The organism is Salinibacterium sp. dk2585, from assembly GCF_008001035.1.
Lineage (GTDB): Bacteria > Actinomycetota > Actinomycetes > Actinomycetales > Microbacteriaceae > Homoserinimonas.
In genome coordinates, this window is sequence record NZ_CP042856.1 from 83,678 (window position 1) to 107,615 (window position 23,938).

The 23,938-nt window shown below is 69.0% G+C and carries 24 protein-coding genes; 9 read left to right on the forward strand and 15 right to left on the reverse strand.

Features of this window, described 5'->3' with window-relative positions; translation table 11 throughout:
• Positions 1 to 26 precede the first annotated feature (26 nt).
• From FVA74_RS00480 to FVA74_RS00490, 3 genes are read right to left on the reverse strand one after another with little or no spacing between them, the layout of a single operon-like run.
• Positions 27 to 788 (reverse strand): amino acid ABC transporter ATP-binding protein, encoded by a 762-nt coding sequence (locus tag FVA74_RS00480; RefSeq protein ID WP_147719831.1) that lies wholly within the window; start codon positions 786 to 788, stop codon positions 27 to 29.
• Positions 775 to 1,443 (reverse strand): amino acid ABC transporter permease, encoded by a 669-nt coding sequence (locus FVA74_RS00485; RefSeq protein WP_147719832.1) that lies wholly within the window; start codon positions 1,441 to 1,443, stop codon positions 775 to 777. The genes FVA74_RS00480 and FVA74_RS00485 overlap by 14 nt, the downstream gene beginning before the upstream one ends.
• Positions 1,444 to 1,452: 9 nt before the next feature.
• Positions 1,453 to 2,244: an amino acid ABC transporter substrate-binding protein gene (locus tag FVA74_RS00490; RefSeq protein ID WP_147719833.1), complete on the reverse strand. Its 792-nt coding sequence runs from the start codon at positions 2,242 to 2,244 to the stop codon at positions 1,453 to 1,455.
• Between the two features lie 114 nt (positions 2,245 to 2,358).
• Here FVA74_RS00490 and FVA74_RS00495 point away from each other — a divergent pair, with 114 nt between their 5' ends.
• Entirely contained in the window at positions 2,359 to 3,279 is a 921-nt protein-coding gene (locus FVA74_RS00495; RefSeq protein WP_147719834.1) for a hypothetical protein, read from the forward strand.
• A 142-nt stretch (positions 3,280 to 3,421) separates the two neighbouring features.
• On the opposite strand, the gene FVA74_RS00500 is transcribed toward FVA74_RS00495, so the two are convergent.
• The gene (locus FVA74_RS00500; protein WP_147719835.1) at positions 3,422 to 4,168 is read right to left on the reverse strand and encodes an alpha/beta fold hydrolase; all 747 of its coding nucleotides are present in this window, start codon (positions 4,166 to 4,168) and stop codon (positions 3,422 to 3,424) included.
• Between the two features lie 192 nt (positions 4,169 to 4,360).
• Between FVA74_RS00500 and FVA74_RS00505 the strand changes: the two genes are divergently transcribed.
• Positions 4,361 to 4,936, forward strand: a complete 576-nt coding sequence (locus FVA74_RS00505; RefSeq protein ID WP_147719836.1) for an HhH-GPD-type base excision DNA repair protein — start codon at positions 4,361 to 4,363, stop codon at positions 4,934 to 4,936.
• 2 nt (positions 4,937 to 4,938) lie between these two features.
• Entirely contained in the window at positions 4,939 to 6,114 is a 1,176-nt protein-coding gene (locus FVA74_RS00510) for an AMP-binding protein (RefSeq protein ID WP_168220003.1), read from the forward strand.
• Positions 6,115 to 6,183: 69 nt separating this feature from the next.
• Here the strand turns inward: FVA74_RS00510 and FVA74_RS00515 are convergent, their stop codons facing one another.
• A complete protein-coding gene (locus FVA74_RS00515) occupies positions 6,184 to 6,774 on the reverse strand; it encodes an NAD(P)H-dependent oxidoreductase (protein WP_147719837.1) in 591 nt (196 codons plus the stop codon).
• Between the two features lie 79 nt (positions 6,775 to 6,853).
• On the opposite strand from FVA74_RS00515, the gene FVA74_RS00520 reads away from it, so the two are divergent.
• On the forward strand, positions 6,854 to 7,444 hold the full coding sequence (locus tag FVA74_RS00520) for a TetR/AcrR family transcriptional regulator (RefSeq protein ID WP_240792257.1): 591 nt from the start codon (positions 6,854 to 6,856) through the stop codon (positions 7,442 to 7,444).
• 51 nt (positions 7,445 to 7,495) lie between these two features.
• On the opposite strand, the gene FVA74_RS00525 is transcribed toward FVA74_RS00520, so the two are convergent.
• Positions 7,496 to 8,731 (reverse strand): DUF1524 domain-containing protein, encoded by a 1,236-nt coding sequence (locus FVA74_RS00525; protein WP_147719839.1) that lies wholly within the window; start codon positions 8,729 to 8,731, stop codon positions 7,496 to 7,498.
• Between the two features lie 127 nt (positions 8,732 to 8,858).
• On the opposite strand from FVA74_RS00525, the gene FVA74_RS00530 reads away from it, so the two are divergent.
• Entirely contained in the window at positions 8,859 to 9,728 is an 870-nt protein-coding gene (locus FVA74_RS00530; RefSeq protein ID WP_147719840.1) for a DUF72 domain-containing protein, read from the forward strand.
• Positions 9,729 to 9,815: 87 nt separating this feature from the next.
• Here the strand turns inward: FVA74_RS00530 and FVA74_RS00535 are convergent, their stop codons facing one another.
• The gene (locus tag FVA74_RS00535) at positions 9,816 to 10,706 is read right to left on the reverse strand and encodes a LysR substrate-binding domain-containing protein (protein WP_147719841.1); all 891 of its coding nucleotides are present in this window, start codon (positions 10,704 to 10,706) and stop codon (positions 9,816 to 9,818) included.
• A 115-nt stretch (positions 10,707 to 10,821) separates the two neighbouring features.
• Between FVA74_RS00535 and FVA74_RS00540 the strand changes: the two genes are divergently transcribed.
• Both FVA74_RS00540 and FVA74_RS00545 read left to right on the forward strand, forming a co-directional pair.
• Positions 10,822 to 14,256 carry a bifunctional proline dehydrogenase/L-glutamate gamma-semialdehyde dehydrogenase gene (locus FVA74_RS00540; RefSeq protein ID WP_147719842.1) on the forward strand — a complete coding sequence of 1,145 codons (3,435 nt, stop codon included), beginning with the start codon at positions 10,822 to 10,824 and terminating at the stop codon, positions 14,254 to 14,256.
• Between the two features lie 23 nt (positions 14,257 to 14,279).
• A complete protein-coding gene (locus FVA74_RS00545; protein WP_147719843.1) occupies positions 14,280 to 14,669 on the forward strand; it encodes a hypothetical protein in 390 nt (129 codons plus the stop codon).
• Positions 14,670 to 14,672: 3 nt separating this feature from the next.
• Here the strand turns inward: FVA74_RS00545 and FVA74_RS00550 are convergent, their stop codons facing one another.
• Positions 14,673 to 15,239, reverse strand: a complete 567-nt coding sequence (locus tag FVA74_RS00550; protein WP_147719844.1) for a DinB family protein — start codon at positions 15,237 to 15,239, stop codon at positions 14,673 to 14,675.
• 66 nt (positions 15,240 to 15,305) lie between these two features.
• Between FVA74_RS00550 and FVA74_RS00555 the strand changes: the two genes are divergently transcribed.
• The gene (locus tag FVA74_RS00555) at positions 15,306 to 15,755 is read left to right on the forward strand and encodes a pyrimidine dimer DNA glycosylase/endonuclease V (RefSeq protein ID WP_147719845.1); all 450 of its coding nucleotides are present in this window, start codon (positions 15,306 to 15,308) and stop codon (positions 15,753 to 15,755) included.
• On the opposite strand, the gene FVA74_RS00560 is transcribed toward FVA74_RS00555, so the two are convergent.
• The 3 genes from FVA74_RS00560 to FVA74_RS00570 form a co-directional block, all read right to left on the reverse strand.
• Positions 15,739 to 16,659, reverse strand: a complete 921-nt coding sequence (locus FVA74_RS00560; RefSeq protein WP_147719846.1) for a CPBP family intramembrane glutamic endopeptidase — start codon at positions 16,657 to 16,659, stop codon at positions 15,739 to 15,741. The genes FVA74_RS00555 and FVA74_RS00560 overlap by 17 nt on opposite strands.
• A gap of 68 nt (positions 16,660 to 16,727) precedes the next feature.
• On the reverse strand, positions 16,728 to 17,840 hold the full coding sequence (locus FVA74_RS00565; RefSeq protein WP_147719847.1) for a hypothetical protein: 1,113 nt from the start codon (positions 17,838 to 17,840) through the stop codon (positions 16,728 to 16,730).
• A 43-nt stretch (positions 17,841 to 17,883) separates the two neighbouring features.
• Positions 17,884 to 18,516 carry a hypothetical protein gene (locus FVA74_RS00570; RefSeq protein ID WP_147719848.1) on the reverse strand — a complete coding sequence of 211 codons (633 nt, stop codon included), beginning with the start codon at positions 18,514 to 18,516 and terminating at the stop codon, positions 17,884 to 17,886.
• A gap of 142 nt (positions 18,517 to 18,658) precedes the next feature.
• Between FVA74_RS00570 and FVA74_RS00575 the strand changes: the two genes are divergently transcribed.
• Complete coding sequence (locus FVA74_RS00575) at positions 18,659 to 20,164, forward strand: SulP family inorganic anion transporter (RefSeq protein ID WP_147719849.1); 1,506 nt, start codon at positions 18,659 to 18,661, stop codon at positions 20,162 to 20,164.
• 20 nt (positions 20,165 to 20,184) lie between these two features.
• On the opposite strand, the gene FVA74_RS00580 is transcribed toward FVA74_RS00575, so the two are convergent.
• The 4 genes from FVA74_RS00580 to FVA74_RS00590 all read right to left on the reverse strand — a co-directional run bounded on the left by FVA74_RS00580 (position 20,185) and on the right by FVA74_RS00590 (position 23,915).
• Positions 20,185 to 21,381 (reverse strand): MFS transporter, encoded by a 1,197-nt coding sequence (locus FVA74_RS00580; RefSeq protein WP_147719850.1) that lies wholly within the window; start codon positions 21,379 to 21,381, stop codon positions 20,185 to 20,187.
• 45 nt (positions 21,382 to 21,426) lie between these two features.
• Positions 21,427 to 21,945 carry a hypothetical protein gene (locus tag FVA74_RS00585; protein WP_147719851.1) on the reverse strand — a complete coding sequence of 173 codons (519 nt, stop codon included), beginning with the start codon at positions 21,943 to 21,945 and terminating at the stop codon, positions 21,427 to 21,429.
• Positions 21,946 to 22,076: 131 nt separating this feature from the next.
• Positions 22,077 to 22,205 carry a putative transporter small subunit gene (locus FVA74_RS13705; RefSeq protein ID WP_240792258.1) on the reverse strand — a complete coding sequence of 43 codons (129 nt, stop codon included), beginning with the start codon at positions 22,203 to 22,205 and terminating at the stop codon, positions 22,077 to 22,079.
• Between the two features lie 9 nt (positions 22,206 to 22,214).
• Positions 22,215 to 23,915 carry a sodium:solute symporter family protein gene (locus FVA74_RS00590; protein ID WP_147719852.1) on the reverse strand — a complete coding sequence of 567 codons (1,701 nt, stop codon included), beginning with the start codon at positions 23,913 to 23,915 and terminating at the stop codon, positions 22,215 to 22,217.
• Positions 23,916 to 23,938 lie beyond the last annotated feature (23 nt).

The window sequence follows — 23,938 nt, forward strand, 5'->3', positions numbered from 1 at the left end:
CTTCCTCAGCGGAAGAGAAGGGGCTGCTAGTGATCGAGCAGCCGCTGTAGGAACTGGCGGGTGCGCTCCTGGCGCGGGGAGACCAGCACCTCTGACGGCGGCCCCGCCTCCACGACGACGCCGCCGTCCATGAAGACGACCTGGTCGGCGACATCGCGGGCGAAGCGGAGCTCGTGCGTCACGAGCAGCATGGTCCACCCCTCGGCCGCGAGCTCACGGATGGCCGCCAGCACGTCTCCGACGAGTTCCGGGTCGAGGGCAGACGTGGGCTCGTCGAAGAGCAGCAGCCGGGGCTTGAGTGCGAGCGCTCGAACGATGCCCACCCGCTGCTGCTGTCCGCCCGAGAGCTCGTAGGGATACGCGTCGGCCCTGTCGGAGAGTCCCACGCGCTCGAGGAGGGCACGAGCGTCGGCCGTGGCATCCGCTCGCTTTCGCCCCTGCACGAGCACGGGACCCTCGATGACGTTCTCGAGCACCGTTCGGTGGGGAAACAGGTTGTAGTGCTGGAAGACCATGGCGCTGTGCTCCCGGAGCCCCGCGACAGCCGAGCGGCTCGGCGAAGCGGCGAAGTCGACCGGCGTGGCATCCGCGAAGTCCACCGTGCCCGCGTCTGGCACCTCGAGCCCGTTGAGGCATCTCAGCACCGTCGTCTTGCCGGAACCACTCGGCCCGATCAACGCGACCACCTCGCCTCCGTGGATGTCGAGGTCGATGCCCTTCAAGACCTCGACCTCGCCGAAGCGCTTGCGCAGCCCCCGCACCTCCAGCACCCGCTCATCGCGCGACATGGCGATCCAGCCTCCTCTCGAGCGCGGACTGCCCGGCCGAGAGCACGACGCAGATGACCCAGTAGATGGCGGCAGCCTCGATGTAGATGACCATGAACTCCCGGCTGAAGGCGGCGACCTCCTGCGCCTGCCGGAACATCTCGGTCACCAGGATGAGCGAGGCGAGCGAGGTGTCCTTCACGAGGCTGATGAAGGTGTTCGACAGCGGCGGCACCGAGACCCGCGCAGCCTGCGGCAGGATGACGCGGCTCATGGTCTGGGCCGGCGACATCCTGATCGTGTACGCGGCCTCCCACTGTCCCCGCGGCACCGACAGGATCGCGGCTCGGATGACCTCGGCGGCATAGCCCCCGACGTTGAGCGAGAACGCGATGATCGCGCTCGGCCACGGGTCGACGAGCACACCGATCGAGGGGAGCCCGTAGAAGATCACGAAGGGCTGCACGAGGAGAGGCGTGCCGCGGATGATCGACACGTAGCCCCGCGCCAGTGCGGAGACCACGCGCACCTTCGACAGCCGCATGAGCGCGATGCCGAGGGCGATCATGAGCCCGAGCGCGAAGGAGATCAGTGCCAGCGGGATCGTGCCGCGCACGGCCCCCTCCAGGAGGGGAAGGAAGGACCCTGCGACGAGGTCCCAGGTCGACTCGTCCATCAGCGCGACCTACTGGGAGACGTCTTCGCCGAAGTACTTCTCCGAGATCTCCGCGAGCGTCCCCTCCGCGCGCAGTTCGGCGAGGGCCTCATCGACCGCGTCCCGCAGTTCCGTGTTGCCCTTCGCGAATGCGAAGGCCGAGCGTGACGGGTCGTCGGTCTCGACGGCGACCTCGATGGCGGCATCCGGTTCGTCGTTCACGTAGTCGAGGTAGGTGAGCTTGTCGTTGATCGTCGCGTCGACCCGGCCCTGCAGCAGCAGGTCGACCGCCTGCGCCCAGCCCTCGACCGCCTCCACGTTGGCGCCCGCCTCCTGGGCGAGCCCGTACCAGTTGCTCGTGAGCGATTGGGCGGTCGTCTTGCCCACCAGGTCGTCAAAGGAACGGATGGACGTATCGCCCGAGCGCACCACGATCACACCGGGACTCACGGTGTAGGGCTCCGAGAACTCGTAGGACTCCTCGCGGTCCGGGTTGATGGAGACCTGGTTCGCGATCATCGCGAAGCGCCCGGCGTCGAGCCCGGCGAAGATCGCATCCCACTGGGTCTCTTCGAATTCAGCCTCCACGCCGAGCTTCTCGGCGACCGCCCTCGCGATCTCGACGTCGTAGCCGGTCAGCTCGCCCGTGCCGCCCTCGTGGAAGCTGAAGGGGCGGTAGGTGCCCTCCGTGCCGATCACGATCGTGCCCGACTCCGTGATCGCGTCGAGGCTCGAACCATTCCCGCCGCCCGACGAGCAGGCCGCAAGGGCGACGGATGCCGCGGCCGCCGTCACGAAGGCGAGAATCCTGTGGGTGCGCATTGCTCTCCTTGAGGTTGTTCCTTCACCCCGGAGAGTAGGTCTGAGTCGCGCGGGGCGTAACCCGAGCGGGCGCATCCGATGGATTCCGACGTCGTCTGGGGTAACCATGGAGGCGTGGACATCGAGACGGCCGGCGCGGAGCTCTACGGCATGCCCCTCGGCGAGTTCACCGCGCGCCGCACCGCCCTGAGCCGTGAGGCGAAGGCATCCGGCGACAAGGAGCTCGCGAAGGCCATTGCGGGCCTGCGCAAGCCGACCACCTCGGCGTGGGTCGTCAACATGCTCGCCCGCCATCGAGCGGACCGCGTCGACGAGATCGCCGCGCTCGGCGAGGAGCTCCGCGACGCCCAGGACGCCCTCGACGCGCCACGCCTCCGCGAACTCGGCAAGCAACGTTCCGCGCTCGTGCGCCAGGTCACGCGCGAGGCCGTCGCCGTCGCCGAAGGACTCGGCACCGAGGCATCCGCCGCCGTCAGCGGAGAGGTTGCCCAGACGCTGCAGACCGCGATGATCGACGCGGATGCCGCGGCGCTTGTCGCCTCGGGAACCCTCGTGAAGCCGCTCACCGCCGCCGGCTGGGGCATCGAGGAGGGCGGCGACGTGATCGCGTTCCCGACGGCGACGCAGCGGGCTGGGCGGCGCGCTGCCGTGGCGGACGCGCCCGCGAAGAGCGGTGGCTCGGCGGGCTCGAAGAAGGCGAGACCGGATGCGCCGACACGGTCGAGCGCTCAGGAGCGCAAGCGGGGGGCCGAGCGGAAGCAGGCCGAACTCGACCTTGCGACGGCGGAGGCGGCGCTCGCGAAGGCGCGGGACGAGGCCGAGGAACTCCGAGCTTCGGCGGAGGCGGTGTCCGAGCGGCGGGCGTCCCTGCGGGACGAGGTAGAGGAGCTGACGCGGCAGCTGCGTGAGGCTGAGGGCGAGTTGGCCGACGCCGAGGGGGAGGCCCGTGGCATCCGTCGTTCGCGTGACGAGGCGAAGCGTGCCGTCACGGCGGCCGAGCGTGCCGTCGCGCGTGCCCGCCGGCGTCTCGACTGAGCGCACTCTCTAACAGCTGCGGCTTTCGCAGCACTTCTTGCCGCCGCGCCGCGACTGCAGCCCGCCCACCGGGCATGTCGCGGCACAAGTGCATCAGAAACCGCAGTCCGCATTGAGCGCAGTCAGACCCGCGCCCAGCGCCCTACGTCACCTCGCGGTAGTGTGCGAGCAGCTCGCGCGTGAACTCGTCCGGCCGGATCGCCGGCACGACGTGGCTGGCACCCGGGATGGTCACGAGCCGCGCGTTGCGGGTGGCGGCGAGGTAGCGGCGGGCGTGGGCGCGCACGTGGTCCCACTTGCCGTTGATGAAGAGCACGGGTTCCTCGATGCGGCGGAGGCTCTCGATCGGCGTGAATGCGAGCAGCGCGCGGATCGAGTCATCCATCACGTCCAGCGCGACGCCGCCCGAGATGACGTCGCTCGCGCCGGGCTCCGGCACGAACAGCCGCACGGCGAGGTTGTTGAGCGCGAGGCCCCGGTCGGGGAACCTGCCGATCACGGCGGCGATGCCCCGCCAGGTGTGCATCACGAGCGGATGCGGCACCGTCGCGCACGCCGCCGCGAGCAGGCCAGAGACGCGGCCGGGGTTGCGCGAGACCCACTCGATGCCCAGGTAGCCGCCGAGCGAGAAGCCCACCAGGTAGGGCTTGCCCGGCGTGACCCCTTCGGCCTCGGCGCGCTTGGCGTCGGATGCTTCGGCCTCCGCGACCGCGTCGCCGATGCTGCTCAGGGCGCCGTCGAGGGTGAACCGTTCCCCGATGCGCCGCCCGTGCCCCGGCAGGTCGATCGCGAGGGTTGGAATCCCCTCCCGTTCCAGCGCCTCGACCTGGCGCCGCCACAGGCTGTGCGAGGTGCGCAGCCCGTGCACGAGGACGACGGTGGGGCGCATGTGCTGAGTGTATGCGCGCATCCGTTCGTCCGCCGGTCGCGGCCGGTAGTCGCGAGTGGCCAAACTTTGTGCCAAGGCCCGGAGGGAAGCCGAATGTTTGGCCACTCACGGGGCGTGCGTCGCCGTCGACGCCCGCTAGTGTGTGGCCATGCCGACCGCGCGTGCCGAAGCCCCCGGTGCGACAATCGTCGTATGACCCTGTACCTGACTGGTGACCCCGCCGCCGACGAGTTGCTCGAGAATGACGACCTCGCACTCCTGCTCGGAATGCTCCTCGACCAGCAGGTGACGATGGAGTCCGCCTTCGCCGGGCCGGCCAAGATCCGCGACCGCATGGGACGACTGGATGCCGCGGCCATCGCCGACGCGAACCCCGACGAATTCGCCGAGCTCTTCAAGCAGAGCCCGGCCGTGCATCGCTTCCCCGGTTCGATGGCCGGTCGCGTGCAGGCCGTGTGCGAGGTGGTGCGCGAGGAGTGGGGTGGCGAGGCATCCGCCATCTGGACCCGCGGCGAGCCCGACGGCAAGGAAGTGCTCAAGCGACTCAAGGCACTGCCCGGTTTCGGCGAGCAGAAGGCGAAGATCTTCCTCGCCCTGCTGGGCAAGCGGCGCGGGGTGACGGCCGAGGGCTGGCGCGAAGCATCCGCCCCCTACGGTGAGGAGGGCGCGCTCATGTCGGTCGCCGACATCACGAGCCCCGAGACACTCGCGAAGGTGCGCGAGGCGAAGAAGGCGGCCAAGGCTGCTGCGAAGGCCGCGAAGCAGTAACCGTGCAGTCCGGAGAGCGCGAGAGGCCACTCGCGGCGGTCGACGCCGTCGACTGGCGCGCCGTCGACGCCGCGGTCCGCGAGCGCTTCGACAGCGACGGCCCCGCCCTCTACCTCGGCACGGGCGAGCATCCCGACTTGGTGGCTGTGAGCACGGCCGCCGTCATCGAGACCTCCGGTTCGACGGGCGTCCCGAAGCGGGTCGTGCTCAGCGAGGAAGCGCTGCGGGCGAGCGCGAATGCCACGGCTCACGCCCTCGGCGGCCCCGGCCAATGGCTGCTCTGCCTCCCCGCCCACTACGTCGCGGGACTCCAGGTGCTCGTACGGTCCCACCTAGCGGGGCTGCCCGTGGAGTGGGTGGAACCCGGCTTCGACGCGGAGGCCTTCGCCGCGGCATCCGATCGCCTGACGGCGGAGCGGCGCTACGTCTCGCTCGTTCCCGCCCAGCTGGCCCGGCTCGTTGAGGTGGGCGAGCAGTCCGAGGCGGTGCGCGCTGCGGTCGCCCGCTTCGACGCGCTGCTGACGGGCGGACAGGCGATGCCGGCGGCGCTCGCCGACCGTGCCCGGGCGCTCGGCTACACGGTCGTGCGCTCCTACGGCTCGTCGGAGACGGCCACCGGATGCATCTATGACGGCTACCCCGTCGGTGCGACCCGCACGCGGCTCGTCGACGGCGTGCTCGAGATCGCGTCGCCGACCCTGGCCGACGGCTACCTGGACGCACCGGAACTGACGGATGCGGCCTTCCGTGTCGAGGGCGGCACGCGCTGGTACCGCACGGGCGACCGCGCGCGCATCCACGCCGATGGGCGGGTCGAGGTGCTCGGCCGGGCCGACAACGTGATCGTGTCTGGGGGCATCAACGTGTCGCTCGACCGGGTGGAGGCTGCCGTGCGGGAGGTGCCCGGCTTTGAGGGCGCGGTCGTCGTGGGGGTGCCGTCGGAGAAGTGGGGGCACGTCCCTGTCGTTGTCGTGGGTGGCGCGCCGTCACTCGACGAGTGGCTGGTCGACGGGCACCGCGCGGACGACGTGCTCGCGAGCATCCGTCGCCTCGTGCGCGAGTCGATCGGGGTGGCGGCGCAGCCCGAGCGGATCGCCGCAATCGAGCGGATGCCGCTGCTCGCGTCGGGCAAGCCCGATCGCCGCGCGGTCACCCGGCGCGTGGCATCCGGCGACTGATCGCGACGGGGATCTTGCAGTAACCGGCCACAGTGGCCGCGCGGCGGGCGGTCTGTGCAGGCTCGTTCCTCAGTGCGCCGGAACCGGCTGGCGACGGGATGCCGTGGCGTCACGCTTCGCGAGCGCTTCGACCCTCGCAACCCACCCGGCCCGCTGTTCCGCGGTCGAGTGTCGCACCGGCCCGAGCATCGTGGCACGGGGCGTGCGGATGCCGCAGAACCGCATCGTGAGGTTTCGCACGCTGCGTGCGGCGGGGTTTCGCGTGAGGGCGAGGTACCAGAAGGGCGAGTCGCTCGTCATGATGAGTCGGCCAGTGCGCCCGGAGAGCAGCCCCTGCGGCAGGCCGTTGGCCCCGTATTGGTAGGCACGCTTCGGCAGCAGGAGGCGGTCGAAGAAGCCCTTGAGGAGGGCGGGTGCCGACCCCCACCAGACGGGCGCGACGACGACGATGTGCTCGGCCTCCAGGATGGCGTTCCACGCGTCGATGAGGTCTGGTTCGAGTTCCATCCGTTTGCTATAGCCGAAGCGCAAAGAGGGATCGAAGGCGAGGTTGCGGAGGGCGAGCAGGCGGGCATCGCCGTGGGCGGCGACGTAGGTTTTTGCGAGGTGCGCGCAGAGCGCGTCGGCGTGCGGGTGGCCATTGATGACGAGCGTGGGCATGGTGGCTCCGATTGGTCAGTGTCTAGATTCTGGACAGTGTCAAGATATGAATGAGACCAGACTAGCTAGAATGTTGCTCGTGTCAAGATCTGCTGTTCCCTATCACCACGGCAATCTCGCCGAGGAACTCGAACGCGCCGGGCTCGAGCTGATCGAGAACGGCGGGCACGCCAACCTCAGCCTTCGCGAAGTGGCCCGGCGCGCGGGCGTCAGCCACAACGCCCCGTACCACCACTTCGGCGACCGGGCGACACTCCTCAAGCGGCTCGCAGAACTCAGCATGGCGGCGCTCCTCGACGCGCAGCGCGCGGCAATCACGGGGGGCGGCAGCTCCGTCGACACGGCTGTCGCGATGGGGCTTGCCTACGTGACCTGGGCCACGCAGCATCCGGGGGGCTTCGCCGTCATCTACGACCCAGAGGTGTGCGAGCCCGGCAACCCGACCCCCCACATGGCGGAACTCATCGCGGCCAATGAACGACTGCTCGCCGAAAGCGTCGCCGCGATCGCGACGGATGCCTCACCTGAACAACTCGAGGCGCTGGCAGTCGCGGCTTGGGGCACGGTGCAGGGGCTCTCGCAGCTCGCAAGCGCAGGCCATCTCCCGGTCGGGGCGCTTGAGCCGGCGTTGCGCGCCGTGTTCGACTCCTTCTCGCCCCAGGCCGGCTGAGGGCAGCGCGGCCGCTCGCCGCACCCTCGCCCGCCGCGTGCTCGGGGGCGGCTACTCGCAGCCGATGCCGTCTCCGTCGCGGTCGAGGTGTCGCCCGTAGCCCGGGCCCCCTTCGTACACGGGCGCGGCACCGGCTTCGCGGGCCGCGGTGCAGTTCTTGTAGTACGGAGCGGGAGCGGGAGCGGGAGCGGGTGCAGGCGCCGGGGCAGGCACGGGAGCAGGCGCAGGTGCGGGCACGGGAGCGGGAGCCGGTACCACCGCCACCGGCGCAAAGCCGGAGCGCAGGGCGGGCTGACCGGGGCATCCGCTCAGGATCGATGCGATGGCATCGTGCTCGGCCTGCGTCACCCAGAGCCCGTAGTTCGCCTTGACGGAGACCTGCCGCGCGACGTACTCGCAGCGGAACGTCTTCGACGACGGCAGCCAGGTCGCCGCATCCCCGGCGCCCTTCTGTGAGTTCGAGCGCCCGTCGACGGCCAAGAGGTTGAGCGGGTCGTTCGCGAAGGAGATGCGCTGCTCCTGCGTGAGCTGCTGCGCGCCCTTCTGCCAGGCATCCGCAAGCGCGACGACGTGGTCGATCTGCACCATGCTCGACGTTCCGTTGCCGCGGACGAACGACACGGTTTCGGACGTGTAGGGGCTGAGCAGGGTGCCCGTCATGACCTTGCACGGACCCGACTTCGCGATGTTCGTGAGGTCGCGGGCGAGCGTGTCGTTGCGGGTGTCGCAGCCGTTGCGGTCGACGTCGAGCCAGCCGTTGCCGAACTTCGCATCACGGTCATAGCCCGTCTTGGGTGCGCGGCCCTTGACGGGCAGGGTGGCCAGCAGCGCGAGCGCCGTGTCGGGCAGCGGCTCGGTGCCGATCGCGACGGATGCCTCGCCCTTCGGCTGCACGACGGTCGCCGGGTCGCTCGGCGACTCGTCGGTGAATCCGCCCTCGGAGGGCGAAGGGGTCGGGCTGGGAGCCGGACGCGAGGTCTCAGATGCGGCGGGGTTCGCGACATCCGCCGGCTTTGTGGCTGAGGCGGGGGCGATGGCGCTCCCGAGGCCCGTGACGAGGATCGCGCCGACCAGCACGAGCGCCGCCGCGGCGCGCGACGGGATCGCCGCCCACGAACGTCGGCCCATGACGAGGGTGTAGAGCGCCGTGATGAAGGCGACGAGCCCGAGCATGATGAGCACGCCGGAGAAGCCGGTCGATGCGCCAGCGAGCACGAGCAGGAGCGCGACGGCGGCGCCGCCGAGCCACGTCGAGAGTGTGGGCTTCGCCCAGCGCAGTGATGACATGTTTTCCCCCAGGGTCGTGCCCGTCAACGCTACGGGGTCGCCGGGGAGCGGGTGAGCCCCAGTGCAGGGGCAGAGGTCGCACTCTTGTCGCGTGCGGGACGTCGCGACTCGACGTACCGTCAGACGCATGACCCCGCAGCATCCGGTCGCACGCGTCGGCATCTCCGGCTGGCGCTATGCGCCGTGGCGCGGCGACTTCTACCCGAAGGGCCTCGCCCAGCGGCGTGAGCTCGAGTACGCCTCGCGCAAGCTCGACACGATCGAGATCAACGGCTCCTTCTATTCGCTGCAGAAACCGCAGTACTACGAGGCGTGGCGCGACGAGACGCCCGAGGGCTTCGTCTTCGCGGTCAAGGGCGGGCGCTTCATCACGCACCTGCTGCGCCTCAAGGGAGTCGAGACCGCCCTCGCCAACTTCTTCGCCTCCGGCGTGCTCGCGCTCGGGCCCAAGCTCGGGCCCTTTCTCTGGCAGCTGCCCGAGCGTGTGAGCTTCGACGCCGAGCTGCTCGAGGCCTTCCTCGCGCAGCTGCCCAGGACGACGACGGATGCCGCGGCGCTCGCCGCCCGTCACGACTCCCGCGTCGACGGCCGCGCGTGGCCGCACGACGAGTCCCGTGGCATCCATGACCGTGTGGCCGAAGCGTCCCTGCGGCACGCGCTCGAGGTGCGCAGCCACTCCTTTGACACCCCCGAATTCTTCGAGATCCTGCGACGGCACAACGTGGCATCCGTCGTCGCCGACACCGCAGGCAAGTGGCCGCAACTCTGGGAGCAGACGGCAGACTTCGCCTACGTGCGCCTGCACGGGGAGAGCGAGCTCTACGTCTCGGGCTACGACGACGCGTCACTCGACCGCTGGGCCTCGCGAGTGCGCGGATGGCTCGGGGAGGGCCGCGACGCCTACGTCTACTTCGACAACGACGCGAAGGTGCGGGCACCCTACGACGCAATGGCACTCGCATCCCGTCTCGGCCGCCACGCCGCCCCGATCCGCTGAGACGACACTCAAGCATCCTCCCGCGGCGCAGGAAGGTGTTTGAGTGTCGTCTCAGCGCGAGGGGTGGGCGCGTGCGGCGCGAGAGAGTTAAGCCACAAGCGACTTGGCCGTGCGGGCGAGCGCGTCCCGCACAGCGACGATGCCGGGACTCCGCACGGTTGCCTGCCGCGCCGAGGTGAAGATCGTGCGGTGGGGGTCGCCCCCGAGCGGCAGCAGCGTCACGGTGCGCTCGCGTTCCGTCCACACGAGGTCGGGCAGCAGGGCGACCGCGTTGCCCGACTCGATGAGGCGGATCTGCGCCTGCAAGTCCGCGGTCTCGAAGCGCACATCGGGTTCGAAGCCGGCCTGACGGCAGGCCTGTTCGGCCCAGTGGCGGGACGCCGCACCGCGGGGTTCCATGACCCAGGGCGAGGCCCCGGCATCCGATATCGAGCGCATGGCGGAGTCGGGCGGCACCGCGAGCGAGATGGCGTCGCCAGTGAGGCGAACCCGGTCGAGCTCCGGATGCCGCGGGGCGGCGTGCCCCGGATACTGCTCGGCGATCACGAGGTCGAAGTCGCGGGCCCACGTCTCGGTGAGGGCGGTCTCGGGTTCGCGCTGCGTCATCTCCACGCGCAACCGCGGATGCTCCCGAGCCAGGAGCGTGAGCGCGCGCGGCATGAGGGCCAGCGCCGCCGACTGGAACACCGCCAGCCGCACGACGCCGGTCGCCGTCGTGAACGACTGGGCGAGCTCGGACTCCGCAAGCTCGAGCCGCTCTAGCACCGCCGTCGTGTGCTCGACGAGCAACTCGGCCTGCGCCGTGAGGTGCACCCGCCGGCCAACCTTGCGCAGCAGCTCGACCCCGACTTCGCGCTCGAGTTGCGCGAGCTGCTGTGAGACGGAGGAGGGGCTCTGGTTGAGGGCGGAGGCCACTTCCGCGAGCGTGCCGCGAATCGCGAGTTCCCGCAGCAGCCGCAGGCGCCTGACGTCGAGCACGCGCCCCCCCATCATGAAGCTGAACTGACCGATATCGGTAAGAAAAGATCGCTTTACCTTACCTGAGTGACGACAACATACTGGCATCACAGCACCAGCCACAGACAGGAACACCGTGACTATCACCACCCCAGGCACCGCCCCCGCCGACATCCCCGACGTCGATGCCTCCCTCGCGCAGGAGGTGACGGCCCTCGTCCGAAAGTGGCTGACAGAAGCCTCCGCGTACCCCGTTGACTCCTCGGCGCAGCAGCTCGCGGGAGTGCTTCGTGACCCAAACGGTCTCGACTTCACCGTGGGCTTCGTCGACGGCGTCGTGCGCCCAGAAGATCACGCCGTCGCCGCCAAGAACTTGCGGATGATTGCGCCGAAGGTTCCCGCCTTCCTTCCCTGGTACATGCGGGGTGCCGTGCGCCTCGGCGGTGTCGTCGCACCCATGCTTCCTGGTGTGGTCGTGCCCATCGCGCAGGGGGTTCTACGTCGCATGGTGGGCCACCTGATCATCGATGCGACGGCAAGCCGCCTCGGACCCGCGATTACGAGGATCCGCAGGCCGGGCATCCGCCTCAACATGAACCTCCTCGGAGAGGCCGTGCTCGGTGGGCACGAGGCACAGCGTCGCCTCGACGGCACCCGCAAGCTCCTCGCCCGAGACGACGTCGACTACGTCTCCATCAAGGTCTCGTCGACGACGGCGCCGCACAACCCATGGGCGTTCGACGAGACAGTCGACCATGTTGTTGAGAAGCTCGCTCCCCTCTACGCCCTTGCGGCCAACGCCGAGACCCCCAAGTTCGTCAACCTGGACATGGAGGAGTACAAGGATCTCGACATGACGATCGCGGTCTTCCAGCGCATCCTCGACGACCCGAAGCTCCTGAACCTCGAGGCCGGGATCGTGCTGCAGGCCTACCTCCCCGACGCGATGAGCGCCATGATCCGCCTACAGGAGTGGGCGGCCGCCCGCCGCGCTCGCGGGGGTGCCGCGATCAAGGTTCGCGTCGTCAAGGGCGCCAACCTTCCCATGGAGCAGGTCGAGGCGTCGCTGCACGACTGGCCGCTCGCGACCTGGGGCAGCAAGCAGGAAAGTGACACGCACTACAAGCGCGTCATCAACTACGCCCTTCACCCCGACCGCATCGACAACGTGCGCATTGGCGTCGCCGGCCACAACCTCTTCGACCTCGCATTCTCGTGGCTGCTCGCAAAGCGCCGTGGCCTCGAGCGCGGCATCGAGTTCGAGATGCTGCTTGGCATGGCGCAGGGCCAGGCGGAGGCGGTGCGTCGCGACGTCGGCGCGCTCCTCCTCTACACACCCGTGGTGCACCCCAAGGAGTTCGACGTGGCCATCGCGTACCTGATCCGCCGCCTCGAGGAGGGCGCGAGCCAGGAGAACTTCATGTCGGCCGTCTTCGAGTTGAGCAGCAATGAGAAGCTCTTCGAGCGCGAGCAGCAGCGCTTCCTCTCCTCCCTCGCCGAGCTCGACGGCACCGTCCCGCCCGCGAACCGCCAGCAGGACCGCCGCAAGGCTGAGGCGCCGTTCCCCTCGGTGGGCTTCGACAACACGCCCGACACCGACCCCTCCCTCCCGGGCAACCGCGAGTGGGGCAAGGCGATCCTCGCGCGAGTGCCGAAGAGCACACTCGGCAACGAGACGGTTGCCGCCAACACCCTGACCTCGGCGGATGCCGTCGCGAAGGCGATCACGAAGGCCGTCGATGCGGGCGCCGCCTGGGGTGCCATGTCGGGCGCGGAGCGCGCCGTTATCCTGCACCGTGCGGGGGATGCGCTTGCCGTACGCCGCGCCGACCTCATGGAGGTCATGGCCTCCGAGACGGGCAAGACCCTCGACCAGTCCGACCCCGAGGTGTCTGAGGCGATCGACTTCGCCAACTACTACGCCGAACTGGCCCGCGAACTCGACGATGTGGACGGCGCGCGGTTCACGCCGGCCCGCCTCACGGTTGTGACGCCGCCGTGGAACTTCCCGGTCGCCATCCCCGCCGGTTCCACGCTCGCGGCCCTCGCTGCAGGTTCGGCCGTCATCATCAAACCTGCTCGCCAGGCCCGGCGCTCGGGTGCCGTCATGGTCGAGGCGCTGTGGGAGGCCGGAGTTCCGCGCGAGGTGCTGCAGTATGTGCAGCTCTCCGACTCGAGCCTGGGCGAGAAGCTCGTGGCCGACGAGCGCGTCGATCGGGTGATCCTGACGGGTGGCTACGAAACTGCCGAACTGTTCCGTTCGTTCCGCAGTGACCTGCCGCTGCTTGCCGAGACGAGTGGCAAGAACGCCATCATCGTCACCCCGAGCGCCGACCTCGACCTCGCCGCGAAGGATGTCGCCTACTCAGCTTTCGGCCACGCTGGCCAGAAGTGCTCCGCCGCCTCCCTCGTCATCTTGGTCGGGTCCGTCGCCAAGTCGCGCCGCTTCCACGACCAGCTGCTCGACGCCGTGCGCTCGCTTGAGGTGGGCTACCCGCAGGACGCTGCGACGCGCATGGGACCTATCATCGAGCCGGCGAAGGGCAAGCTGCTCGACGCGCTCACGACGCTGCAGAGCGGTGAGAAGTGGGTCGTCACGCCCAAGAAGCTCGATGACACCGGTCGCCTCTGGACCCCGGGCGTGCGCACGGGCGTCAAGCGCGGCTCCTACTTCCACATGACGGAGTTCTTCGGCCCTGTGCTGGGCGTCATGACGGCCGCCACGCTCGAGGAGGCCATCGAGATCCAGAACGAGGTCGACTACGGACTCACGGCCGGCCTCCACTCACTCGACCGTTCGGAGTTGGCGCTCTGGATCGACCGGGTGCAGGCAGGCAATCTCTACGTCAACCGCGGCATCACGGGTGCGATCGTGCAGCGCCAGCCCTTCGGAGGCTGGAAGAAGTCGGCAGTCGGCGCCGGCACGAAGGCCGGTGGCCCCAACTACCTGATCGGCCTCGGCAGCTGGTCGTCGGCGCAGGCGACCGCGGATGCCACGCCGACGACTGCCGCCCGTGCCCTGATGGAGGCGGCCGGTGCTGAGCACAGGGAGCATCTTCGGCGGGCATTCGCGAGCGACGCCGCCTGGTGGGCCAAGGAGTTCGGCGTCTCGAAGGACGTCTCGGGCCTGATGGCCGAGCGGAACATCTTCCGCTACCGCCCCATCCCCGCGGTCGTGCGCCTCGCCGAGGCAGGCTCCGTCACGGAGTTCCTTCGTGTCGTCGGTGCCGCTCTCACGGCGGGCGCGCCCATTACTGTCTCGAGCGCGGTCGAGCTGCCGGGACGGGTCGCCTCCCTGCTGCACAGCCGAGGCATCCGCTCGACGGTCGAACCGGATGGCGCCTGGCTCGCGTCGCTCGCGCAGCTCGAGGGTGGTCGCATCCGCCTTGTCGGCGCCCCCGCGTCGACGGTCGCCGACGCGACCTCGGGTCGCCCCGACGTCGCGGTCTACGCCGAGCCCGTGACGGAGTCCGGCCGGGTCGAGTTGCTGCCGTTCCTGCAGGAGCAGGCCGTGAGCATCACGGCGCACCGTTTCGGCACGCCGAGCACCTTTTCGCGCGACGTGATCTGAGTGTCGGTGCTAGCGTGTGGGCCGTGAATGACGGAGCCTCGCCCCAACAGCCCGACCCCGCTTCCGCTGGCGACTTCGCGTTCATCGCGGGGCGGCGCAACAGTGCGCCGCTCGCCACGGCGGCGCTGGCTGTCGCGCTCGTGATCCCCGTGCTGAGGCTCGTCTTCAGCGCGGTCTCGGCGTCGGTGCTGGCGGCCCGCGACTTTCCCATGGTCTCCGTCGTGGCGGTCGTCGAGGGCATCATCGTGTTCCTGCTGGCTGTCGCCGCCCTGGTCCTGGGCGCCGTTGTCCTCGCCCGCCGACGCAATGGCCGCGCGAGGGCGGGTGCCGCGATCGGCATCGCGGCCGTCGCGCTCTGGAACATCGTCGTTGGCCTCATCAACGGCGCGCTGCTTGAGGCCTTCCTCGGCTGACGGTCAGCGCTGGAAGGTCGCGGCGGCGGCCTCCAGTCGTGCGCGGTGCTCGGCCCAGTCGCGATCCCTGACGTTCGGGTCGCCGGGTCGCAGGCCCGCCTGGCCGTCGATCAGTTCGCGGATGATGTCCGCATGTCCTGCGTGACGGGCGGTCTCCCTCGTCATGTGTACGAGCAGGTTGCCGAGGTTCGTGTTGCGGCGCTCGGGCGTCCACCAGGGTACGTAGGCGGGTGAATCGAGCCCGAGGGCCTCGATCGTCTCCTCGGTTTTCACTGCCGAGAAGTGGTGCAACTCGATGATGGTCGCGCTGCTCTCCTCGGGGGTGGCCCACATATCGGCCTCCTCGTCTGCACCATCCGCATACCAGGCCAGTTGCCTGCCGGGCCGCCCGAAGGCGTCGGTGAAGTAGCCGAGCTCGACGCTCGCTACGTGCTTCACGAGGCCGAGCAGGTTGGTGCCCGTGTTGGTCATCGGTCGCCGCATGTCGTATTCGCTGAGCCCATCCAGCTTCGCCAGCAGGTCCGAGCGAGCCAGCCGCAGGCCGTCTCGCAGTATCTCCGTGATGTCCATCCGCCCAGCATGGTCCCTCCACTGGTCCGACTGAAACCCCCAGTCGCCCGCTGTTAGCGTTGCCGGGTGAGACTCTGGTCGGTGCATCCGCGGTTCCTCGACCGACAGGCACTCGTCGCGTGCTGGCGGGAGGGGCTCCTCGCCCAGGCCGTCATCGGCAAGACGAGCGGCGGATACTCGCAGCACCCGCAGCTCATCCGGTTTCGCGCGACGCCGGAGCCGCTCGCAAGCCTGGGTGCCTTCCTCGCGGAGGTCGCCGACGAAGCGGATGCCCGCGGCTACCGTTTCGCCCGCGACAAGATCCTGCGGCATCCCGATGCGGCCACGCCTCTGTCGCTCCTCGAGCTCACGGCCGGCCAGCTCGACTACGAGTGGCGCCACCTCATGGCGAAGTTGGAGTCGCGAAGCCCGGACCGGGCCGCTGTCTTCGCCGGGGCGGCGCCGGAACCGCATCCTGTTTTCACGGTCGTGCCGGGCCCCATCGAGCCGTGGGAGCGCGTCACGGCGCCGGAGTGACCTCCAGTTTCTCCTGGCGCACGGGCCACTTGCGGAGTGCGACTAGTGCGACGATCGCAATCGCCATGACGATCCACCCCGGGTAGCCGAGCAGCGAGCCCGAGAGGTTGTCGTACGGCGACCCGGCCGCGAGCAGCAGCACGGGCAGCCCGGCGGCGCCGTTGATGAAGCCGTGGGCGATGCCTGCCGTCCAGACGGTGCCGGAGCGGAGGGTGAGCCAGCCGAGGAGCACCGAGACGAGCGTCGTAAAGACGACCATGAGCAGGAGTGCCGCGAGGGGGTTCTGCCCGGGGTAGTTGTAGCCGAGCAGCACGACGGGAGCGTGCCAGAGTCCCCACACGATCCCGGTGATGAGCACGGCGGGCCACTGGCCGAGCGGGAGCAGGCGCGCTTGCAGGAAGCCGCGCCATCCGATCTCCTCGCCCATTGCGGGAATGACGTTGACGATGGGGATGAAGAGCATGGTCACGAGTTGTGTGATGACGATCGCCTGCACTGGCACTCCGAGGTCCATCCCGCCGAGCGCCCCCTCGAGCGTGAGGGCGAATCCGCTGAACTCGAGGAGGTCGAGGCGGATCCAGCCGAACGCGGCCGCGACGGCCGTCGCCGCGACGACGAAGACGATGGGCCCGAGCCAGGCGAGCAGGATGTAGCCCCACCAGTTGCGGAACCGGCGGCGGGGCCGCAGGGTCGTCTCGCGGAGGAAGCCCTCCTGCGAGCGGGCCACCCTGTGGGCGATGACGGCAGCGATCGCGGGCATGAACATCATCGCGATCAGCACGAGTGGCGCGAAGGGGGAGGCGAGTCCGTCGGGGGAGAACCACAGCGGCAGGGCGACGAGCCACGCCCCCACGAATGCGATGGCGAGAAAGACGGCGACTCCACGCCGGTCGGTGTGCGACATTCGGATACTCCTTGGTTGGATGCGGCCTGAACGAGGCTACAGGGCGGCCGTCACGACGACGGGGACCCTCAGCGACACCCGCGCGACAGCTCGATCAACTCGTCTGAGGGCCTGCCGTAGAGCGACTCGCCATTGCCCTCCCGCTCATAGCCCAGGCCAATGGCCCACGCTGTTGCGAACACCTCGGGCTGGCTGTCGAAACCATCGACGAAGAGTGCCATGCACTTGCTCGTGATCGAGTGTCCGACCTCGTGCGCGACGAGGGATGCGACGGCCGGGTTGCGGTGCCACTGGGCGGCGACGCTGTCGCTCAGGGTGATGGTCGAGTAACCCCCATGACCGGTGTTCCACGTGGCGGTGCCGCCGTAGCTGCCGTTCGCGCCGTAGCCGTTGACGATGGGAGCCCAGTCGAAGTCGAGCATGACCCCGCCCGCGATCGAGCGGGCGAAGGCCTCGACCTCCGCGCGGGCGTTGTACAGGGGCCCCGCCTTCTCCGCCTCCTCCGCGGCGTGCGAGGCGGCGAGGATCGCGACGACGCTCGCGTAGGTGGAGACCGTGGTGGGGGCATCCGGGGCCCAACTCTCTTCAGGAAGTGATGCGGTGACCTCGCGGTAGGCGATGCGCGCCAAGTTCGCTGCCGACGCGAACCGCGCCTCGACGGATGCCGCAGCCTCCGGCAGTGCCACCATGTACGCTTCACCGGCCGCCGTTACATCCCCCGTCGCGGCCTCGAGTTCGGCTGCGCCCCTGCGCACCCCGGCCGCCTGCTCTCGGAACCCTTCCGCATGGTCGCGCAGTTCCTCCGCCGCGGAGTCGGGCACCGACGACGGCACCGTCGGGACCTCGACGAGCTCGCCGCCGTCGAGCCGACGTGTGAGCTCGCCGGTCGCATCGCTCAGCGCGGCAAGCGCATCGGGGTCACCGTGCTGGCCGTCGGCGGCTGCCAGCACGGCGTCCGCAAGCGACCGCGTCTCATCCGCACGCTCCCGCACCGTTTCGAGCGCCGCCGTGGCATCCTGAATCTCGCCGGCGGCCGCCGTGTAGTCCGCGCGGGCCGCCCCGAGTTGTTGCTGCACCCAGATCATGGGGGTCGCGATCGCAACGGCCGCCACGAACGCCACCACGGCGAGCCACAGCGCCACACGGCGCCGCGGGTGGGCGACGGGCGGTTCTGCGGTCATGGCAGCACAGTATGCCGCGAGCCGCCGACACCCTCCCGCTGCGTCAGCGGGTCCGCCCGCGAGACGTGATCGCGAGTACGGCGCCAGCGATGAGGCCGCCGAGCCCGCCGACCGCGACGTCGCTCAGGGTGTCGAGATAGCCGACGTTGACCGTCTCGTCGATGTAGGTGTGGCCCCACCATTCGAGGAACTCCCACACGACCGAGAGCGCAAGGCCCAGCGCGGCACCCACGAGCGCTCCGGCGACGACGGATGCCACGGACGTGCGCCCTGGCGAGGGTGCGAGGGCCGCGGCATCCCACCGTTCCAGCATGATGCGGGCGAGAGCGGCGAGCACCGCGCCGACCGCGAAGTGGGTCGCGAGGTCGATCCAGGCGATCCGCGCGTAGAGGTCGGCGACGCTGAACCAGGCCGCGGCGAGCAGGAGGGCGCTCGTGGCGCCGTCGAGCGCCGCGGGGAGGGCCGCCGCCCGAGCGAGCAGCACGCCGAGGAAGACGAGCATCATGACGGCCGTCTCGACCCAGCCGAGCGCGACGACGGCATAGACGACGGAGATGGGCGCGAGTGCGCGGATGATGTCGGCGAGCACCGCGGCCAGCGAGTCGGGGCGGCGGAGCAGCCTTGCCACGAAGTCGAGTTCGCGGGTTCCGGCTCGACTGTCCTGCGTGCTGTGCATGGGTCCCCTCGGCATGCGCGGCGTTAGGCTTGATGCTGGCCTCAGCGCCGCGCGCAGTCTTGTGCGTGCCGCGCACGAACAAGACTGCGCGTTGCGCTCAAACTTACGCGTCCCGGTGGCGGGGCGGCACCCAGGAGTCCCCATGCCCATTGGCGCCAAGACGATCGACCGTTCGCGCTATCGCGCCAACCCCTCCGTGCTGACGGCGTTGCGGAGTCCCCGCATGCTCACCCGCGAGGTGCTTGCGGGCCTCGTCGTCGCCCTCGCGCTCATCCCCGAGGCGATCTCCTTCTCGATCATCGCGGGGGTCGACCCGCGCGTCGGCCTCTTCTCATCCTTCATCATGGCCGTCACGATCGCCTTCGTCGGCGGACGCCCCGCCATGATCACGGCAGCGACCGGCGCCGTGGCGCTCGTCATCGCGCCCATCATGCGCGAGTACGGCTTCGACTACTTCATCGCGACGGTGCTCCTTGCTGGCGTGCTCCAGATCGTGCTCGCGCTGTTCGGGGTTGCGAGGCTCATGCGTTTCATCCCCCGCAGCGTCATGATCGGCTTCGTCAACTCCCTCGCGATCCTGATCTTCATGGCGCAGGTTCCGCACCTGGTGGATGTCCCGTGGCTCGTCTACCCCCTCGTCGCGGCTGGCCTCGTGATCCTGTGGCTCATGCCCAAGGTGACCAAGGTCGTCCCGGCCCCCCTCGTCGCGATCGTCGTGCTGTCGGTCGTCACGGTTGTGTTCGCGCTCAACGTGCCGACTGTGAGTGACCAGGGCGAGCTGCCCGACAGCCTGCCCGAGTTGTTCTTCCCCGACGTCCCGCTCAGCTGGGAGACGTTATCGATCATCGGGCCCGTCGCGCTCGCGATGGCCCTCGTCGGCCTCATGGAGTCCCTTATGACGGCGAAGCTCGTCGACGAGATCACCGACACGCACTCCGACAAGACGCGCGAGTCATGGGGCCAGGGTGTCGCCAACATCGCCTCGGGCCTGTTCGGCGGCATGGGTGGCTGCGCCATGATCGGCCAGACCATGATCAACGTAAAGGCGTCGCGCGCCCGCACGCGCATCTCGACCTTCCTCGCAGGCCTGTTCTTGCTCATCCTCGTCGTCGTGCTTGGCGACACGGTCGGGCTCATTCCGATGGCGGCCCTCGTCGCGGTCATGATCCTCGTGTCGGTCGGCACCTTCGACTGGCACAGCATCCGCCCCTCCACCCTCAAGCGGATGCCGAAGAGTGAGACCGCCGTCATGGTCATCACGGTCATCGTGGTCGTCGCGACCGACAACCTCGCGATCGGTGTCATCGTGGGGGTCATCGCCGCCATGGTGCTCTTCGCCCGCCGGGTCGCCCACTTCGCGACCGTCGAGCGACGGGTGGAGGGCGAGACGGCCCACTATCGCGTGATCGGGGAGCTGTTCTTCGCCTCGAGCAACGACCTCACGACCCAGTTCGAGTACTCGGATGACCCGGAGCGCGTCGTAATCGATATGTCGGGTTCTCACATCTGGGATGCCTCGACCGTCGCGGCTCTCGACTCCATCACGACCAAGTACGAGCAGCGCGGCAAGCGCGTCGTGATCGAGGGGCTCAATGAGGCGAGCACGGCGATGCGCACGCGCCTCGCGGGAAACCTCGGCGGCGAGTAGCCGCCCCCCCGAATCTCCTGTCAGGCGGCAGCCGTCACGCGCCTGCGCCCGTGCGTCATCGCGTACACCCCGATCGTCAACACCATGAACGCGGCAAGCAGGAGGTACATGCCGTCGTAGCCGGTGAGTGGCAGCAGCAGTCCGAGCAGGATGGGCCCGACCCCGATGGCGGCGTCGGCCATGACGAAGTAGGTGGAGGTTGCAACGGCAACTCGTTCAGGCGGAACGACCGTGACGGCGACCGCCTGTCCACCAGGCATGAGCGAGCCAAAGCCGATCGCGGTCAGCACCGCGCCCGTGATGGCGACCGGAAGGCTGGGCGGGATCGCGATGACGACGAGTCCCACTGCGAAGATCACGAACGAGGGGTAGAAGACGGCGTTGTCGCCGAAGCGGTCCTGCAGGCGTCCGGCGAACAGCCGCACGACGAACACCGTGATGGCATAGATGGTGAAGAAGGCGCCGACCTCGGCGGCTGTGCCGGTGGCATCCGCGTAGTTTAGGTAGAAGGCGAGCACGCCCGACCAGGCGAAGCAGCCGAGGAAGATCATGATCGAGATGGGCATCGCGCGCGCGTCTATGAGGTCGGAGAGGCGGATGCGCCAGCGGGTGCGGATCTCCTCCTCGCTCGGCTCGCGCTCGGGCAGGCGGATGAAGAGTGCCCCAGTCAGCCCGAGGATCGCGAGGCCGGTGCTGACCCAGAAGATGCCCTCGTAGCCACCGGCGTGGATCACAAGCGTGCCGATGAGGGGACCGATGCCAGCCGCGAGGGTCGCCGAGATGGAGAAGTACCCGGAGCCTTCGGCTCGCTTCTCGCGCGGCACGAGCATGAGGGCGGATGCCGCGACCGCAGTGCTGGCCCCGCCGAACGCGACCCCGTGCAGGAAGCGCAGCGCGATGAGCACCGTCAGGTCGGTCACGACGAGGTACAGGACCGAGAGCACGACGAAGGCAACGAGCCCGACGAGCACCGTGCGCCGCCGGCCGACGAGGTCAAGGTACTTGGACGTGAGCAGCCGCGAGACGACCGCCCCCAGCACGTACGCGCCAGCGGTGAGGCCCGCGAGCGCGTCATGGGCCCGGAACCGGTCCACGGCGTAGAGGGCCATCGTGGTCATGAGCAGGTAGAAGACGCCGGCCAGGGCGAAGTTGATGACGACGGCAAGAGTGAAGTCTCGGCTCCAGATGGGGGTCGAGGCCGAGTTGTTCGTTTGCATTGCTAAGCAGTTTACGCCCCCTCCCGGTCGTGGAGGGACGCACCCCTACTCGGTGGATCCCGCAGGCGGCGACAGCAGCAGCTCGACCCGCTCCCGCAGGTACGCCTCGAACTCGGGCGCTGTCGTGACATCCGCCGTAGGGTTCCATCGCACGAGCAAGCGGCCGTCCGAGATGAAGAGCGGGCCGGATGCCGCGGCCAGGCCTTCCTCGGTGAGCTCGAGCACGCTCGACCCAAAGTTGACCACGGTTCCCTCGGGGTAGGAGCGATGCGCGGCGGCACGGTGCATCCGCCGCTCCTCGCCCGAGATCGACTGGTAGTTGGAGCGGCCCGGTTCGACCGCCCGCGTCGAATGGCCTGCGGCGTAGAGCGTGCCGCCAGTGTCGAGCAGGAAGACGCCGAGTCGCCACGCCCGCCCGGTGGGTTTCATGCGGGGCGACAGGGTGATGCCCAGCTTGCGGCGCTGCGGCGTGAATTCGGCGAGGGCCTCATCGGGCACGCCGGCGGCGCTCAGCCGTCCCACGGCATCCGTCACCGCTGCCCGCGCGCGCTCAAGGTCGACCACACACCCATTCTGCGGGCGAGCCGGCGCCGGAGACGCCGCGAGCCTGCACAAACGGGCCGTTTCCCCAGGAAAACGGCCCGTTTGCGCAGGCTCAGCGTTCCGCTCGGGTCAACCGAGCGTGATGTGGGCGCCTAGATGATCGGGAGACCCGCGTCGCGAGACTCCTTCCAGTCCTTCAGGAAGCCGCGCACGAGCGTGAACAGCACTCCCGCAACGACGATGGGCCAGACGAGCATGTAGATGGTGATGGCAGTGACCAAGGGGTCCTCCTAGCGGGTGGGGCGAGCGGTGTCGGCGCTGAGGCCGTCGAGCTCACGGTCGATGTCGTCGAGTTCGGACTCGGGGTCGAAGTCGCCCGTGCGCTGCTTGATGAGGTCGAAGTCGAAGTCTTGCGAGCTCCGGAACGACATGAGGTAGCAGATGATCGTGCTCACGGAGTAGGCGACCAGCGAGCCGCTCAGCACCGTGTAGTCGTGCAGGAACCCGATGACGAAGGGGGCGGATGCCACGGCAGCGACGATGCCGACGATCATGCCGGTGCGCTTGCCGAAGAAACCGAACGCCATGATGCCGAGTACGACGCCGATGCCGACGACGCTGAGCACGTCGATCGCGATGCCGTAGGCGCCAGCGAGGGGGATCCACTCGAAGCGCACGACGATGAAGACAAGCAGCGCGGCGAGCACTGAGATCGAGAAGGCCGCGTTCGTGACCTTCTTCCAGTAGAAGCTCGCGATGACGGGGAACACGAGGGCACCCCACAGTGCCCCGACGAAGACGAGCAGGTCGAGGATATTGAACTGGCTCGTCGCGAAGAAGAGCGCCGTGCCTGTCGCGACAATCATCGTGATGCGACCGACGAGCAGCATCGTCTTGGGGTTCGCCTTGCCCTTGCGGGCGATGTTCTGGCCATAGACATCCGCCATCATGATCGACGACAGCGCCGCCAGGTCGGAGTCGGCCGTCGACGACAGCGATCCGATGATCATGATGAAGAGGAGCCCGAGCAGCACGGGGCCGAGGAAGGTGCTGGCCAGCTGCGGGATGAGGTTGTTGGTGTCGCCGCCGACCGGCTCGATGCCGAGGTAAAGGGCCATGACCCCGAGCATCCCGACGCCGATGATGGTGGCGCCGTAGCCCACCGTCGCGGTGATGAAGGTGGGCTTGATGAGGTCTTCCCGCACGGCGAAGAGGCGCTGCGCGATCGTCTGGTTGCCGATCGCGTAGGCGAGCACCGCCGCAATGTAGGGCGCGCCCTGATTGAGGAACGCCTCGGAGGAGAAGAAGTTCGACTGCTCGGGCGTGAGGTTCGACGCACCCTGCGCGATCATGTCGGTGCCGCCGGCGGCGAAGAAGATCGCCGGCACGATGACCACGACGGCGCCGAGCATCGCGACGACTTGCGCGAAGTCGGTGAGCACGGATGCCCGGAAGCCCGACCACAGCGTGTAGAGCAGCACCCCGCCCGCGACGAACAGGATGCCCTGCCCGAAGCTGAAGGGCGACAGCATCGAGATGACGGCGCCACCCGCGATGAAGTTCGAGGTGAGGCTGATGACACTGCCGAGCACATTCGAGCCGGCGAGCATGAGCTGGCTCGAACGGCCGTGACGGGCCCGCATGACCTCAGCGAGCGTGTGGGCCCGAGGCGCGACGGCGCGGATGCGACGGCCGAAGGGGTAGATGAAGAGGATCATCAGCGCGCCCCAGAGCCCGTAGTGGATGGGCCCCGAGATGCCGTAGGTGTAGCCGGATGTCGCGGAGGCATACATCGAGGAGGCCCAGATCCACGTCGCCGTCATGGAGGCGGCCGAGATGCCGAAACCGATCTTGTTGCCGGCGGTCATGTACCCGTCGGCGTTCTCCCGCTTCCTCCCGATCACGACGGACATGATCATGGTGCCGCCGAAGAACAGGACGAGGAGCGCGATGATCAGCGGTCCCCCCAATTGCTGCATGTCGGATTCCATCCGAAATTCCTCTCTGTAGGCGC